Below are 15,512 nucleotides of genomic sequence, written 5' to 3' on the forward strand. Positions count from 1 at the left end.
GTCGCCTGCCAGCCATCCGTTCAGCCGCGCCGCTGCAGCGCCGCGCCGCCGTGGCCTGAAGCCCGGATCGTCGGTGTCACCCGGAGAACAGGCTGGCGTGCACCGGGGCGCGCTCGCTGCGCTGCTCCTCGCGGTCGTCGTCGCCGCGGTCCTCGCCGCGGACCGCGCGGCCGTCGACGCCGTCGGCGAAGAAGTCGCGGAGCGGCGGCCCGACCGACTCCGGCTCGACGAGGAAGGCGTCGTGGCCGTGGTCCGAGTCGACGACGTGGTGGGCGACCGGGACGTCGACGTCGTCGAAGGCGGCGGCGAGCGACCGCGACGCCTCGACCGTGAAGTGCCAGTCGCCGGTGAACGAGACGACGAGCGCCTCGCCCTCGAAGGCGGCGAGCGCGTCGGCGTCGGAGCCGTAGCCGGCGGCGAGGTCGTAGTCGTCCATCGCCCGGGTCAGGTAGCGGTAGCTGTTCGCGTCGAACCGCTCGACGAACCGGTCGGCGTTGTAGTCGAGGTACGACTCGACTTCGCGGTACGGGAAGAACGACGCCGCCGGGTCCTCCGGGAAGCGGTCGCTCCCGGCGTCGCGGCCAGCGGCGCGCCGCCCGAACTTCCGCTCCATCGACGCCTTCGAGAGGTACATGACGTGGCCGAGCTGCCGGGCGAGCGCGAGCCCCTGGTCCGGGTCGGGGCCGTCGCCGTAGTAGTCGCCGCCGTTCCAGTGCGGGTCGGTGGCGATGGCGCGGCGCGCCACGGCATTGATGCCGAGACACTGCGGGTCGAGCCGCGCCGCGGTCGCGACGGCGGCGACGCGCCGGACGTCGTCGGGGTAGCGTTTCGCCCAGTCGAGCGCGTTCATCCCGCCGACGCTGCCGCCGACGACCGCGTGCAGCCGCCCGACGCCGAGCTCGTCGAGCAGCGCGCGCTGCGCCCGCGTCCAGTCCGCGACCGTGACCGGCGGGAACTCCGTCCCCCACGGATCGCCGTCCGGCGCTTCGCTCGCGGGGCCGGACGAGCCGTAGCAGGAGCCGGGGACGTTCACGCAGACGACGTAGTACTCCGTGGTGTCGATTGCCTTCCCGGGGCCGACGACGTCGTTCCACCAGGCGCGCGCCTGCCCGGCGGTGCCGCCGGCGCCGTCCGCGTCGCCGCCGCTGTCTGCGTCGCCGTTCCCGCCGTCCGCAGCGTCGGCGTCGCCGGCGTCGTCCCGTCGCCAACTGTCGCTGCGCGGCGGCTCGGCGACGTGGTGGCTGCCGGTGAGCGCGTGACAGACCAGCACGGCGTTCGAGCCGTCGAACTCGCCGTAGGTCTCGTAGGTGAGTTCGAGCTCCGGGATGGACTCGCCGCACTCGAACTGGAACTCGCCGAGCGTCTCTGTGGACGGCATTCAGACCACCTCCGCGATGGCGCGGTCGAGGTCGGCGATGACGTCTTCGGGGTCTTCGATGCCGACGGAGCACCGCAGCAGGTCCGGGGTGACGCCGGCGGCGCGCTGCTCCGTCTCGCTGAGCTGTGCGTGGGTGGTGCTCGCGGGGTGGATGATGAGGGTGCGGGCGTCGCCGATGTTCGCGAGGAACGACGCCAGCTCCACCTCCTCGCAGAGCCGCTTCCCGGCGTCGAACCCGCCTTCGAGGCCGAACACGACCATGCCGCCGTAGTCGTCGAGGTACGTCGCGGCGTTGTCGTGGGTCGGGTGGTCCTCGAAGCCGGGGTAGGTGACCCACGCGACGTCGGGGTGGTCGCGGAGGTGTTCGGCGACGACGCGGGCGTTCTCGCAGTGGCGGTCCATGCGGAGCGGGAGCGTCGCGAGCCCCTGGATGGTCTGCCAGGCGTCGAACGGGGACTGGCAGTTGCCGAGTGCGCGGACGCTGCGGTGCCGGACGACCTCCGCGAAGGCGCGCTCGCCGAACCGCTCGGTGAAGTCGACGCCGAACGCCTCGTTTTCGCCGCTGAGTTCGTCGTAGTCGGCGTCCGGGTGGTCCCACGGGAAGGTGCCGCCGTCGACGAGGATGCCGCCGACGGTGGTGCCGCTGCCGTGTATCCACTTCGTGGTGGAGTTCCAGACGACGTCGGCGCCGTGGTCGATTGGGTTGCAGAGCGCCGGCGTGCCGAACGTGTTGTCGACGACGAGCGGGACGGCGTGGTCGTGGGCGATGTCGGCGACCCGTTCGAAGTCGGGCGTGACGAGCGACGGGTTCGCGACGGTTTCGACGTGGACGAAGGCGGTGTCGTCGTCGATGGCGTCGGCGTAGGCGTCGTAGTCGGTCGTCTCGACGGTGGTGAGGTCGACGCCGCGGCGGGACGCCATGTGGCTGAAGTAGGCGCTGGTGCCGCCGTACATGTCGGCGGACGCGACGATGTTGTCGCCGGCGCGCGCGAGCACGGAGGTCGCGGCGTCGAGCGCGGCCATCCCGGATGCGGTGGCGATGGCGTCGGCGCCGCCTTCGAGCGCGGCGAGTCGGTGTTCGAGGACGCGGGTCGTCGGGTTCGAGATGCGAGTGTAGACGTCGCCGTCGCGTTCGAGCGCGTACAGGTCGGCGGCGACGTCGGCGTCTTCGAACCGGTACGACGTGGTCTGATAGATGGGCGGTGCGCGCGCGCCGGTCGCGGGGTCGCCCTGCCACCCGGCGTGTAGCGCCGTCGTGCGGGCGCCCCAGCCGTCCTCGGCGGCCCGTCGGCCGTCGTCGCCGGGGCTGTCTACCCCGCCAGCGTCCTCGGTCATGTGTACGAAACATATTCCTCTTCGCTCTTATGCACGTCAGTTACGGCAAGCGCTGCCGGACGATGCCCGGACTCCCAAACGCTTTAGCGGAGACCGCGGGAACCGGCGGACATGGCCGCCATCGAGTTGGACGGCGTCACGAAGCGGTACGGCGACGTGACCGCCGTCCGCGACCTCGACGTCACCGTCGAGGAAGGCGAAGTGTACGGCTTCCTCGGGCCGAACGGCGCCGGGAAGTCGACGACCATCAACATGCTGTTGGACTTCGTTCGGCCCTCCAGCGGCAGCGTCGAGGTGCTCTCGCGCGACGCGCAAGCGGAGTCCGTCGCGGTCCGGCAACGCACCGGCGTCCTCCCGGAGGGATACGACGTCTACGACCGGCTCACCGGCCGGAAGCACGTCGAGTTCGCGATGCGGTCGAAGGAACTCGACGGCGACCCGGACGCGATTCTCGACCGGGTCGGCATCGCGGACGCCGCCGACCGGAAGGCGGGCGACTACTCGAAGGGGATGCAGCAGCGACTCGTCCTCGGGATGGCGCTCGTCGGCGACCCGGACCTGCTCATCCTCGACGAGCCGTCGTCCGGGCTCGACCCGGCGGGCGCGAAGGAGATGCGCGAAATCGTGCGGGCGGAGGCGGACCGCGGCGCGACCGTGTTCTTCTCCAGCCACGTCCTCGGGCAGGTCGAGGCGGTGTGCGACCGCGTCGGCATCATGCGCGACGGCGAACTGGTCGCGGAGGACAGCATCTCGGGGCTGCGCGAAGCGGTCGGCGGCGAAGAGCAGCTCGTCATCACCGTCGACGCGGCGTCCGACGACGACCTCGAAGCGGTGCGGGCGCTCGACGGCGTCTCCACCGCGGACACGGACGGCGGCACCGTCACGGTGACCTGTGACAGCGACGCGAAGACCGCGGTCATCTCGGCGCTCGAAGACGCCGGCGTCGCAGTCAAGGACTTCTCGACGGAGGAGGCGAGCCTCGAAGACCTGTTCTTGCACTACACGAGCGCGGAGGACACGGAGACGGAGGTGACGGCATGAGCCTCGAAGCGGTCGCGCGCAAGGACTTCGAGGACGCGGTGCGGTCGCGGTGGCTGCTGGCGCTGTCGGCGGTGTTCGTGCTGCTGGTGACGCTCGTGGTCTTCCTGGTGCGGCCGGGGCAGGGGCAGACGCTGACGACCGGCGACCTGCTCGGCTCCATCTTCATCAAGGACGCGCTGGTGACGACGCTCATCCCGCTCATCGCGCTGGTCGTCTCGTACAACGCCGTGGTCGGCGAGCGCGCGACCGGGTCGCTGAAACTGCTGCTGTCGCTGCCGCACAGCCGGGCGGACGTCGTCTTCGGGAAGGTGGTCGGCCGCGCCGGCGCCATCGCGGTCCCCATCGTCGTCGGCTTCCTGCTCCCCGGGGTCGTCGCGGCCGTCGGACCGCTGCAGCTCCAGCCCGGCGTCTTCGTCGGCTACGTGCTGCTGACGGTGCTGCTCGCCGCGACGTTCGTCTCCATCGCCGTCGGCTTCTCGGCGGCGCTGGCGTCGAACCGGCTCGCCATCGGCGGCGCCGTCGGCCTCTACTTCCTGTTCGTGCCGCTGTGGGGCGCGATTCAGTTCCCGCTCCGGCTCTACCTCGGAATCGGCGGGACGCCGTCGTGGCTCCCCGTCTCCGGGTCGTCGCTGCTGCGGTTCCTGAAGCTCGTGAACCCGACCGGGTCGTTCAAAATCGTCTCCGGCGAGTTCGTCGGCGGCGCGCTGCTCGCAGGCGGCGCCGCCGGTCAGGGTGCCGGCGGCTTCGCGATGAACACCGAAATCGCGGCGTTCGCGATGCTGCTCGCCTGGCTGCTCGTCCCGCCGCTTCTGGGTCTCTGGCGGTTCGAACAGGCCGACCTGTAAACCGTCGCTCGCTTCCGCGAGCAGCCCGGCTCAGCCCTCGACTTCCTCTTCGGGCGGCCACTCGATGCCGTTGTCGGCGAGCAGGTCGGCGAAGCCCGACTCGTCGAGTTCGGGGACGCCGTGCTCGTCGGCGTCCTCCCGCTTCGTGGTGCCGGGGTCGTCGCCGACGACGAGGTAGTCGGTGTTTCCGGAGACGGAACTGGTGGCGTCGCCGCCGTTCGCCTCGACGGTCTCTTCGGCGGCGCGGCGCGGCACGGAGAGCGACCCGGTGAACACGAACGTCAGGCCGTCGAGCGGGCCGCCGGCTTCCACGCGGGCTTCCTGCGGCGTGACGTGTTCGAGCAGCGCGTCGATTTCGGCCTGGTTCTCCTCGTTCGCGAAGAAGTCGCGGATCTTCTCGGCGACCGTCGGCCCGACGTCGGGGACGTCGCGGAGCGCCGCCTCCGAGGCGGACCGGACGGCGTCGAAACTGCCGAACTCGCGGGCGAGCGCTCGGGCGGTCGCCGGGCCGACCTCCGGGATGCCGAGCGCGACCAGGAAGTCCGGGAGCGCCGGCTCGGTCGACGCCTCGATTTCGCTGACGAGGTTGTCGGCACTCGTCTCGCCCCACCCGTCCAGCGCCGCGAGTTCGTCCCGGCGGTCGGGGAGGTCGTACAGGTCGGAGACGGCTTCGAGCAGCCCGGCGTCGTGGAGCTGCTCGACGGTCTCCTCGCCGAGCCCCTCGATGTCGAGCGCGTCGCGGCTGGCGTAGTGTTCGATTGCGCGTTCGAGCTGTGCGGCGCACACCAGTCCGCCGGTGCAGAACGCGAGCGGGCCGTCGCGCTCCACGTCGCTGCCGCACACCGGGCACTCGTCGGGGAACTCGAACGGCTCTTCGGTGTTCGACTCGACGACCTCGGCGACCTGCGGGATGACGTCGCCGGCGCGTTTCACCCGGACCTTGTCGCCGACGTTGACGCCGAGCTCCTCGATTTCGTCGGGGTTGTGCAGCGTCGCCCGCGACACCGTGACGCCGCCGACGTCGACGGGGTCGAGCAGCGCGACCGGAGTGAGCCGGCCGGTCCGGCCGACCTGCACGACGACGTCCTCGACGGTCGTCTCTTCCGAGCGCGCCGGGAACTTGTAGGCGTACGCCCACCGGTAGCTCCGCGCCGTCGTCCCGAGTTCGTCGCACTTCGCCTCGTCGTTCACCTTGATGACGGTGCCGTCGATTTCGTAGTTCAGGTCCTCGCGGACCGCCAGCAGGTCGTCGCGGTAGTCGATGGCGGCGTCGACGTCGTCGACGAGTTCCGGCCGGTCGTTCGTGTGGAGGCCGAGCGCGTCGACGCGCCGCAGCTCCTCCCAGTTCGTCGCCGGGCGGTCCGGGCCGCCGTCGCCGGCGTCCCAGCCGAGCACGTCGTAGAAGAAGCAGTCGAGCGGCCGCTCCGCGACGGCGTCGAGGTCCAGCTGCCGAAGCGTGCCGGCGGCGGCGTTCCGCGGATTCGCGAACGGCTCCTCGCCGCGCTCGACGCGCTCGCGGTTGTACTCCTGGAACGCGTCGCGCGGCATGTACACCTCGCCGCGGACCGCGAGGAACGCGGGGGCGCCGCCGCCGAGCCGCTCCGGAATCGACCGGATGGTGCGCACCTGCTCGGTGACGTCGTCGCCCTCCTCGCCGTCGCCGCGGGTCGCCGCCCGGGTGTACCGGCCGTCCTCGTAGACGACCTCGACGGACAGCCCGTCGAACTTCGGCTCGCAGACGTAGTCGACGTCGCCGACTGCGTCCCGGACGCGCCGGTCGAAGTCCCGGATGTCCTCGGCGTCGGTCGACTGGTCGATGCTGAGCATCGGCGCGACGTGCTCGACGGTCGCCAGTTCGTCGAGCGTTCCGCCGCCCACCCGCCGCGTCGGCGAGTCAGCGGTCGCGAGGTCGAACGCCTCCTCCAGCTCCGCCAGCCGCGCGAACAGCTCGTCGTACGCCCGGTCGGAAATCAGCGGGTCGTTCTCCGCGTAGTACCGGTAGTCGTGTTCGCGGATCGCGGGCCTGAGCAGCTCGACCTGCCGCTCGGCCTCCGTCTCGCTGAGCTCGTCGACCGGCGCGAACTCCGTGTCCGGGTCGAGCAGGTACGGATTGTCGGGGTCGGCGTGACGGAGGTCCTCCGCGTCGACCTCGGCGGACTGGCTCATCACGTGGCCGTTGGAGTGGTTCCGCCTAAAGCGGTGGGGCGGCTCGACTCGGCGGTGGCTGCGGGAGTGCGGCGTCCGGGGAGGACGGCGATGCTTGCGTAGCCCGCGGGGCTTATCCCGTCCGCGTGGCACGTCCCGGTATGGACGACGACGACGAGGAGTTCCTGCTCCTCAACCCCGGCCCCGTACCGGTCCGAGACCACGTCCTCGACGCGATGAGCGAGCCGATGGTGTCCCACCGGTCGGCCGACTTCGAGGCGGTGTACGAGCGCGCGCAGTCCGGCGTCGACTACGTGTTCGAACACTCCGACCCGGACGGCGGCCGGACCGCCGCGGGCGGCACGTCGCTGCTGTTGAACGGCACCGCGACGATGGGGATGGAGGCGGCCGTCGCGAACCTCGTCTCCGACGGCGACGAGGTCGTCGTCCCGTACAACGGGAAGTTCGGCCGCCGGTTCGCCCGCATCGCCGAGCGCCACACCGACGACGTCGTCCGCGTCGACGTCGACTGGGGCGAATCCATCCCGGTCGACGCCGTCGCCGACGCCGTCAGCGACGACACCGCGCTCGTCGCGATGGTCCACAACGAGACCTCGACGGGCCTGCTGAACCCGGTCGAGCAGGTCGGCGAACTCGCCGCGGACCACGACGCCCGGTTCGTCGTCGACGGCGTGACCAGCGTCGGCGGCGACGAGTTCCGCGTCGACGACTGGAACGTCGACGTCGCCGTCACGGACGCCCAGAAGGCGCTCGAAGCGCCGCCCGGCATCTCCGCGCTGTACGTCGCCGACGGCGCCGCAGCCCACTTCGACGGCGAGGACGCGCCCTTCTACGAGGACCTCGACTGGCACCTCCGGAAGGCCGACAGTCACCAGACGCCGTTCACCTCGGCGGTGCCGCTGTTCCGCGGGATGGCGGAGGCCGTCGAGGCTATCGAGGCCGAGACGATGCCCGACCGCATCGCCCGGCACCGCCGGCAGGCCGCGGCGTTCCGCGACGGCTTCGACGCGATGGGGCTGGAGCGGTTCCCGGAGCCGACCGGCGACACCGAACTGTCGAACACGGTGACGGCCATCGCGCTCCCGGACTCGATTCGCGGCGACGCCGACGACTTCTTCGACGCGGTCGCCGCCCGCAACGTCTCCATCTCCGGCGGGCAGGCGCACCTCGGCGGCGACATCTTCCGCGTCTCCAACATGGGGTCGCTCACCGACGCGCAGATACTCCGCGGCGTCCGCACCGTCGGCGAAGCGATGACCGACGCCGACGTCGACGTCGACGTCGCGGCCGGCGTCGACGCGGCGGACGCGCGGCTGGACTGACCGGCGACCACGCACCGGCGACTCGCGGACCGTCTACGTTTCCGGCTCCGTTTCGGCGGTGAGCAGGCCGTCCTCCTCGAACAGCGTCGCGAGCGCGGCCATCGAGTCGACGACGACGTCGCAGGCCGGCTCGACGGCCGGCTTCGGCTCGTAGCCGACGGCGAGCCCCGCGACCTCCAGCATCGGCAGGTCGTTCGCGCCGTCGCCGACGGCGACGGTTCGGCTCAGCGGGACGCCCTGCTCGTCGGCGAGCCGTTCGAGCTGCTCGTCTTTCGTGCCCTCGATGAGCGGCCCGTCGACCTCGCCGGTGAGCCGGCCGCCCGACACCGGGAGCCGATTCGAGACGATTTCGTCGACCGCGACGCCCTCCCGCTCCAGCGCGCGCTGCACGCCGCGCTCGAAGCCGCCGGTGAGGATGGCGACGTAGTGGCCGTCGTCGCGGAGCCGCCGAATCACGTCGGCCGCGCCGGGCCGAAGCCGGACCTCGCCGTAGGCGGCTTCGGCGTCCTCGTCCGGGAGGCCGTCGAGCAGGTCGGCGCGCGACCGGAGGCTCTCGGCGTAACTGAGTTCGTCGTTCATCGCTCGCTCCGTGATGTCTTGCATCTGGTCGGCGACGCCCTTCCGGTCGCCGAGCAGCACCGTCATCTCCGAGTCGGAGAGCGTCCCGTCGAAGTCGAACGCGACCAGTTTCGTCATGGACGCCGATTGGCGCTCGGAGGCTTGAAACCACGCGGTCCGCGGCGAACTTCGCGGTCCGTGCCGTCTCCGCCGGGCCGACCCACGCGGCTGCGGAGCCGAGTCGCCTCCGGCGCCGACCGCGACCTGACGGCACGTCTCGGTGCATCGGCGGGATTTAACCGGATTCACGCCTAGTCGTAGCCATGGCCGACACGCCGGACATGGAGGACCTCATCGACACTGAGGACCCGAGCTTCGGGCACGTGATGGCGTGCGTGTTCGGGATTCAAGAACACGAGAGCCGGACGTACCTCCGGCTGCTCGACCACCCGGGCAGCACCGTCGAAGAGCTCGCCGGCGTGCTCGACCGCGACCGCTCGAACGTGAACCGGTCGCTGACGACGCTGCTGGAGAAGGGGCTAGCCGAACGCGAACGGCGGCTGCTCGACCCCGGCGGCTACGTCTACCAGTACACGGCGACGCCACTCCCGGAGGCGAAAGAGCTGCTGCACGAGGCGCTCGACGAGTGGGTCGAGAACGTCCACGACCGCATCGAGGAGTTCGGTGGCGACGACGCGCTCCCGACGGAATCGGACGCGTAGCGCCCGCGGACCGCCGACGCAACGACGCGGAACCTCGATTCCTCCCGGCGCCAGTGGCCGCTCGGCATCACTTAGCCTCACGGCGCCAGTGGCCGTTCGGCATCACTCTCCTCCCGGCGACGGTTGCCGTTCGGCATCACCCGCCCCAATCCGCCGCTTTTTCACCGGCGAGGCCGACTGCCCGACCATGACCGACCTCGTCCTCGACGCGCCAGCCCAGTCCGCGCCGCCGGAAGCCGACGACGGCGTCTGGCTGGAGTGTATCGCCTGCGGCGAGCAGTTCGCGCCGTTCGACGCCGTCCGCTACACCTGCGACGACTGCGACGGCCTGCTCGAAGCCCGGTACGCCGACCACCCGACGTTCGACGACTTCTCCGGCGAAGGCGTCTGGCGGTACGCCGCCGCGCTGCCGTTCGCGGAAGACGAGATGGGGGGCGACGCGGACGGCGGCGCCGAATCCGGCGGCGCCTGGTACTCGCTGCCGGAGGGGCACACGCCGCTGCACGAGGTGCCGCGGCTCCGCGAGGAGGTCGGCGTGAACCGCCTGCGCGTGAAACACGAAGGGATGAACCCGACCGGGTCGTTCAAGGACCGCGGCATGACCGTCGGCGTCCGCGTCGCCCGCGAACTCGGCGTCGGCCGGCTCGCGTGCGCCTCCACCGGCAACACGTCGGCGGCGCTCGCGGCGTACGGCGCCCGCGCCGGCATGGAGACGCTCGTGCTGCTCCCCGCCGGGAAAGTCGCCGCCGGGAAGGTCGCGCAGGCGAGCCTCCACGGCGCCCGAATCCTGGAGGTCGACGGCAACTTCGACGACTGCCTCGACATCGTTCAGGAGCTCGCGACCGACGGCGAGGCGTACCTCCTCAACTCCCTGAACCCGTTCCGGCTGGAGGGGCAGAAGACCATCGGCTTCGAGATTCTCGAACGGTTCCACGCCGACTACGGCACCTACCCGAACCGCGTCGTCCTCCCCGTCGGCAACGCCGGCAACACGGCGGCGCTGTTCAAGGCGTTCCGCGAACTCGTCGCCGCCGGCGAACTCACGCCCGACCAGGTCCCGGCGCTCACCGGCGTCCAGGCCGAAGGCGCCGCGCCGATGGTCGAGGCCATCGAGGACGGCGCCGACGAGGTGCGCCGCTGGCCCGACGTCGAGACGCGAGCGACCGCCATCCGCATCGGCAACCCGGTGAACGCGCCGAAGGCGCTCCCCGGCATCCGCGAGACCGGCGGCACCGCCGTCGCCGTCTCGGACGACGAAATCACGGACGCCCAGCGCGCCCTCGCCGGCGAGGGGGTCGGCGTCGAACCGGCGTCGGCCGCCTCCGTCGCCGGCCTCCGAAAACTCCGCGACGCCGGCGAAATCGCCGCCGACGAGGACGTCGTCTGTCTCACCACCGGGCACCTGCTGAAGGACCCGGACGCCGCCTTCGCCGCCGGCGACGACCCGGAGCCGGTCGCGAACTCGACCGAAGCCGTCCTCGACCTGCTCGAATAGCCGGCCCGGCAGCGACACCCGGCACCGCGTCTGCCGCCCGTCTCCCGGCCGTTCGACGCCCGTCGGACGGACGCTGACGCCCGTCCGACGGGTGCTTTTGTGCGCTCGCTGACTACGTGATAGCATGGCACTCGCGAGCGACGACGGTCCGCGGGAGTCCCGCGAGGGCGGCGGGGCCGAGGCGTCGGCGGCCGCCGCGCCGCCGACGCCGGCCGAACTGGCGCGGCTCCGCCGCGAGAACGAACGGCTTCGGGAGGCGGTCGAGGCGGAGCGCCGCCGCAGACGCCGCGTCATCACCCGCTACGAGTCGGTGCTGCAGGCGGACGACGAGGACGCCGCCGTCGTCACGCCGACGCCGCCGGCCGCCGCCGGGGATTCGGCCGCCGACTCGGCCGTCGACTCGGCCGCCGACGCTGCCCCGCGGAACGCCGGCGACGGCGCGGCGACCGTCTCCGGCGACGACAGGGGAACTGACTCCGGCGCCGACCGGGACGCTCACACCGGAGACCGGTCCGCTCTGCGGCGCTTCGCGGCGTGGGTCGGCAGCGTCACCCATCGGCTCACGCTGGTCGGCAGGCGGTAGCAGCCGGCAGCCGCCGGTCGCGCGGTGGAGCGCACGGAATGCGGACAGCGAGGGTCGTGCCGCCGGTACCTCCAGCCGGGTGTTCACCACCGATGTCAGACACCGCTCCCTGCTGTGCCGACTGTGCGTGTACGACCGCCGAACCGCCCTGCGAGTGCGACGACTGCACCTGCGACCCCTGCTGCTGCTGAGCCGGTCGCGCGCGCGCTGACGGCGCCGCAGCGCCCGCCGCCATCGGCACCGACGTTTCTTTTAAATACTGGTAGGGCGTCTCGCTGGTGACTCGTCGCGTCCGTCGCCGTCTTCACAGCGCTCGCGCCGCCTCGGCGACTCACTCAGCCCATGGCTCTACAGGTGACCCCCGAACTCTGAGCGTCGGTGTTCGCGGCCGTCGTGAGCGGCGCGGTCGCCGGTGCGATGTGGCGCCGACGCGGCACGCCCGGGGCGAAGCCGCTCGCGCTGTTCGCGGCCGCCGTCACCGTCTGGACCGCCGGCAACGCCGCGCAGGTCGCGGCGACGACGCTGCCGCTGAAACTGGCCGCGGTGAACCTCCAGTACGTCGGGCTGCTGGTCATCCCGCCGGCGTGGCTGTGGTTCGCGGCGGCGTACACCGGCCGGTCGGACCTGCTGACCCGCCGCGTCGCCGCCGCGCTCGCCGTCCAGCCGGCCGTCACGATGGCGCTCACGCTCACGAACTGCTCACACCACCTGCTCCGGCTCACCGCGGAACTCGCCGTCGTCGACGGCGTCGTCGTGTTGACCCGGACGTTCGGGCCGTGGTTCTGGCTCACGATGGCGTACTCGAATCTGCTGCTCGCCGCCGGCACCGTGCTGCTGCTGCGAGCGATGGTTCGCTCCCACCGGCTCTACCGCGGCCAGGTCGTCGCCGTCATCGGCGGGACGCTCGCGCCGTTCGTCGCGTCGCTCGCGTTCTACGGCGGCGTCTCGCCCATCGAGCCGGAGGTGTTCTTCTCGGTGACCGCCGCGGGGTTCTGGCTGGCGCTCACCCGCTACGGTCTGTTCGACGTCGCGCCGGTCGCCCGCGACGCCATCATCCGCGACCTCCCCGACCCGATGTTCGTCGTCGACGGCACCGGCCGCGTCGTCGACGCGAACCCGGCGGCAACAGCCCTGCTCGCCGGCGCCTTCCCGGGCCGCGGGGATTCCGCCGACGCCGCCACCACCGCCGACGGGTCGCGCTCTGCCGACCCGGTCGGGTCGTTCGTCGACGACGCCGTCGCCGGCCTCGACGACGCGTGGCGCGGCGACCTCCGGTCCGTGCTCGCCGGCGACGACGCGCCCGAGGTGGTGCGGTTCGTCGGCGGCGACGAGGTCAGGTACTTCGCGCCGCACACCGTCCCGGCGCCGGGCCGCGACGCCGCCGCCGGCCGCATCGTGCTGCTGCGGGACGTCACGGACGTCGTCGAGCCGCACCGGCAACTCGAACAGCGGAACCGGCAGCTCGAACACGTCGCGGACGTGCTGAGCCACGACCTCCGGAACCTCATCAACGTCGCCGACGGCTACCTCGAACTGGCGCTCGCCGGCGAACCGGACGCCGAAGACCGCGTCCACTCCGCACACCGCCGGATGAACGAACTCATCGAGGAGACGCTGGAGGCGTCCCGCGCCGGCACCGGGACGCCCGACGTGGAGCCGGTGTCGCTGTCGGCCGCCGCGACCCGGGCGTGGAGCAACGTCGACACCGCGGACGCGACGCTCGACGTCGCCGAGGACGTGACGCTGCTCGCGGACGGCTCACAGCTCCGGACGCTGCTCGAGAACCTGTTCCGGAACAGCGTCGAGCACGCCGGCAGCGACGTCGCGGTCACCGTCGGCCGGTTCGCGGACGGCGACGTCGACGGCTTCTTCGTCGCGGACGACGGCCCCGGCATCCCGGCGGCCGACCGCCGCAGCGTCTTCGACCGCGGCCGCACCGGCGACGACGGCGGCACCGGGCTCGGCCTCTCCATCGTGAACGGCGTCGCCGACGCGCACGGCTGGGTCGTGTCGATTGCGGACGCCGACGGCGGCGGCGCGCGGTTCGAAGTCCGCGGCGTCGACGTGGCGCCGACGGCGGCCTCAGCGCCGGATTCGGAGTCAGCGTCAGGGCCAGCGTCGGAGCATTCGTCGGCGTCGTCGGGGGCGGTCGCCGCCGACGAAGGGAGCGGCAGCAGCGACGACGCCGGCAGTCGTCGCGGCGGGAAAAACGGCGGTGCGGCCAGCGCGGAATAGGCGGCGTCGCCGGACGCGGCGGCGGTGCCGACCCGGGTTTCGTCGGCGCTACTCCTCGTCGAGCGTGATGCTGGTCGCCTCGATGATGCGGTCGTCGTCGTGCAGCCGGTCGAGCGCCTCGTCCGGGACGGGGCCGTCGAGGTTGTAGACGGTGAGCGCCTCGCCGCCGATGGTCTCGCGGGCGTTGAACATCCCGGCGATGTTGACGTCGGCGTCGCCGAGGACGGTGCCGATGAAGCCGATGACGCCCGGCTCGTCGCGGTTGCGCGCGACCAGCATGTGGCCGTACGGGACGGCGTCGACGCGGTAGCCGTCGATGCGGACGACCCGCGGGTCGTCGCCGGCGAACAGCGTCCCGTCGACGGTCATCGAGCTGTCGCCGTCGTTGACGGTGACCGAGACGAGCGACTGGAAGTCCTCGGTCTGCCGCGTCTTGCTCTCGGTGACCTCGATGCCGCGGTCCTCCGCGAGCTGCGGCGCGTTCACCGCGTTCACCTCGTATTCGAGCTGCGAGAACACGCCCTTCAGCGCCGACGCCGTCACCAGTTCGACCTCCTCGTCGGCGATGTCGCCCTCGTAGCTCACCTCGACCGACGAGATGCGCTTGCCGAGGAGCTGTGCGGCGATGCGGCCGGCGGTTTCGGCGACGTCGATGTACGGCTTCACGCGCGGGAACGCCGACTCGTCCATCGACGGCGCGTTCAGCGCGTTCATCACCGGCTCGTCGTCGAACGCGGCGAGCACCTGCTTCGCCGTGTCGACGGCGACGTTCTCCTGGGCGGCCTCCGTCGACGCGCCGAGGTGCGGCGTCACGATGACGTCGTCGACGTCGAGCAGCGGCGAGTCCTCGGGCAGCGGCTCCTCCGCGAACACGTCGAGGGCGGCGCCGCGGACCGGGCCGTCCTCGACGGCGTCCGCGAGCGCGGCCTCGTCGACGATGCCGCCGCGGGCGCAGTTCACGAGGATGCCGTCGCCGAGCGCCTCCAGCTCCTCGGCGCCGACCATCCCCTCCGTCTCGGGGAGCAGCGGCGTGTGGATGGTCGCGAAGTCCGCGCGGGAGAGACACTCGTCGAGCTCTTCGACCAGTTCCGCGCCGAACTGGTCGGCGCGCTCCTCGGAGATGTACGGGTCGTAGACGACGAGGTCCATGCCGAGCGAGTCGAGCCGCTTCGCCACCTCCTGGCCGACGCGGCCGAGCCCGACGATGCCGAGCGTCTTGTGGTTGAGTTCGCGGCCGAGGTAGTCGCCTTTCGCCCACTCGCCCTCCTTCAGCCGGGCGTGCGCCTGCGGGATGGAGCGCGCGGCGGCGAACGCCATCGCGACGGTGTGCTCGGCGGCGGCGCGGACGTTCCCCTCCGGCGCGTTCGCGACGATGACGCCGTGGTCGGTCGCGGCGTCGATGTCGATGTTGTCGACGCCGATGCCGGCGCGGCCGACGATGACGAGTTCCGGCGCGGCCTCGAACAGTTCCTCGGAGACGTCGGTGCCGGAGCGAACGATGAGCGCGTTCGCGTCGGCGACGGCGTCCAGAAGCGCCTGCCCGTCGAGGTCGTAGCCCGTTTCGACCTCGTGGCCGGCGTCTCGCAGCAGCTCCAGCCCGGCGTCGGACACCGGGTCGGTGACGAGTACCTTCATGCTCCGAGGGAGCCTCGGCGCTCGGGTAAGCCTTTCTCCGTCGGCGGAACCTGCCCCGCCGAACCTATCCACGGACGCGCACACCGAACCCCTCCGTTTCGGGTGGAGTATCCGAACACCTGGGGTGAAACCGAGTCACAAACCGCGTCGCCGGCGCGGTCGGCGCTGCGTTGCCGCCGGCGTTGCGTTGCCACCGC

12 protein-coding genes are annotated in these 15,512 nt (G+C 71.9%); 7 read left to right on the forward strand and 5 right to left on the reverse strand.

The annotated features are described in order from the left end of the window. Positions 1-76: 76 nt before the first annotated feature. Together metX and ACQUST_RS06175 are read right to left on the reverse strand one after the other, a co-directional pair. Positions 77-1,378, reverse strand: coding sequence for a homoserine O-acetyltransferase MetX (gene metX / locus ACQUST_RS06170; protein WP_435126348.1), 1,302 nt, complete (start codon positions 1,376-1,378; stop codon positions 77-79). Continuing rightward, entirely contained in the window at positions 1,379-2,713 is a 1,335-nt protein-coding gene (locus ACQUST_RS06175) for an O-acetylhomoserine aminocarboxypropyltransferase/cysteine synthase family protein (RefSeq protein WP_435126351.1), read from the reverse strand. It lies immediately after the preceding gene. A gap of 111 nt (positions 2,714-2,824) precedes the next feature. On the opposite strand from ACQUST_RS06175, the gene ACQUST_RS06180 reads away from it, so the two are divergent. Then, the gene (locus ACQUST_RS06180; RefSeq protein WP_435126354.1) at positions 2,825-3,754 is read left to right on the forward strand and encodes an ATP-binding cassette domain-containing protein; all 930 of its coding nucleotides are present in this window, start codon (positions 2,825-2,827) and stop codon (positions 3,752-3,754) included. Beyond that, positions 3,751-4,599 carry an ABC transporter permease subunit gene (locus tag ACQUST_RS06185; protein WP_435126357.1) on the forward strand — a complete coding sequence of 283 codons (849 nt, stop codon included), beginning with the start codon at positions 3,751-3,753 and terminating at the stop codon, positions 4,597-4,599. The genes ACQUST_RS06180 and ACQUST_RS06185 overlap by 4 nt, the downstream gene beginning before the upstream one ends. Positions 4,600-4,629: 30 nt before the next feature. Here the strand turns inward: ACQUST_RS06185 and ligA are convergent, their stop codons facing one another. After that, positions 4,630-6,765 carry an NAD-dependent DNA ligase LigA gene (gene ligA / locus ACQUST_RS06190; protein WP_435126360.1) on the reverse strand — a complete coding sequence of 712 codons (2,136 nt, stop codon included), beginning with the start codon at positions 6,763-6,765 and terminating at the stop codon, positions 4,630-4,632. 140 nt (positions 6,766-6,905) lie between these two features. Here ligA and ACQUST_RS06195 point away from each other — a divergent pair, with 140 nt between their 5' ends. Beyond that, complete coding sequence (locus tag ACQUST_RS06195; protein WP_435126363.1) at positions 6,906-8,087, forward strand: pyridoxal-phosphate-dependent aminotransferase family protein; 1,182 nt, start codon at positions 6,906-6,908, stop codon at positions 8,085-8,087. A 33-nt stretch (positions 8,088-8,120) separates the two neighbouring features. Here ACQUST_RS06195 and serB read toward each other — a convergent pair whose 3' ends face one another. Next, entirely contained in the window at positions 8,121-8,954 is an 834-nt protein-coding gene (gene serB / locus ACQUST_RS06200) for a phosphoserine phosphatase SerB (RefSeq protein WP_435126366.1), read from the reverse strand. Positions 8,955-8,968: 14 nt separating this feature from the next. On the opposite strand from serB, the gene ACQUST_RS06205 reads away from it, so the two are divergent. The 4 genes from ACQUST_RS06205 (at position 8,969) to ACQUST_RS06220 (ending at position 13,680) form a co-directional block, all read left to right on the forward strand. Next, on the forward strand, positions 8,969-9,367 hold the full coding sequence (locus ACQUST_RS06205) for a helix-turn-helix domain-containing protein (RefSeq protein ID WP_435126369.1): 399 nt from the start codon (positions 8,969-8,971) through the stop codon (positions 9,365-9,367). 187 nt (positions 9,368-9,554) lie between these two features. Continuing rightward, entirely contained in the window at positions 9,555-10,862 is a 1,308-nt protein-coding gene (gene thrC, locus ACQUST_RS06210; RefSeq protein WP_435126372.1) for a threonine synthase, read from the forward strand. Positions 10,863-10,986: 124 nt separating this feature from the next. Beyond that, positions 10,987-11,445 carry a hypothetical protein gene (locus tag ACQUST_RS06215; RefSeq protein WP_435126375.1) on the forward strand — a complete coding sequence of 153 codons (459 nt, stop codon included), beginning with the start codon at positions 10,987-10,989 and terminating at the stop codon, positions 11,443-11,445. 378 nt (positions 11,446-11,823) lie between these two features. Next, positions 11,824-13,680 carry a histidine kinase N-terminal 7TM domain-containing protein gene (locus ACQUST_RS06220; protein ID WP_435126378.1) on the forward strand — a complete coding sequence of 619 codons (1,857 nt, stop codon included), beginning with the start codon at positions 11,824-11,826 and terminating at the stop codon, positions 13,678-13,680. Between the two features lie 48 nt (positions 13,681-13,728). Here ACQUST_RS06220 and serA read toward each other — a convergent pair whose 3' ends face one another. Then, on the reverse strand, positions 13,729-15,315 hold the full coding sequence (gene serA / locus ACQUST_RS06225) for a phosphoglycerate dehydrogenase (RefSeq protein ID WP_435126381.1): 1,587 nt from the start codon (positions 15,313-15,315) through the stop codon (positions 13,729-13,731). Between the last annotated feature and the right edge of the window lie 197 nt (positions 15,316-15,512).

The organism is Halobaculum sp. D14, from assembly GCF_051195135.1.
Lineage (GTDB): Archaea > Halobacteriota > Halobacteria > Halobacteriales > Haloferacaceae > JBNTKA01.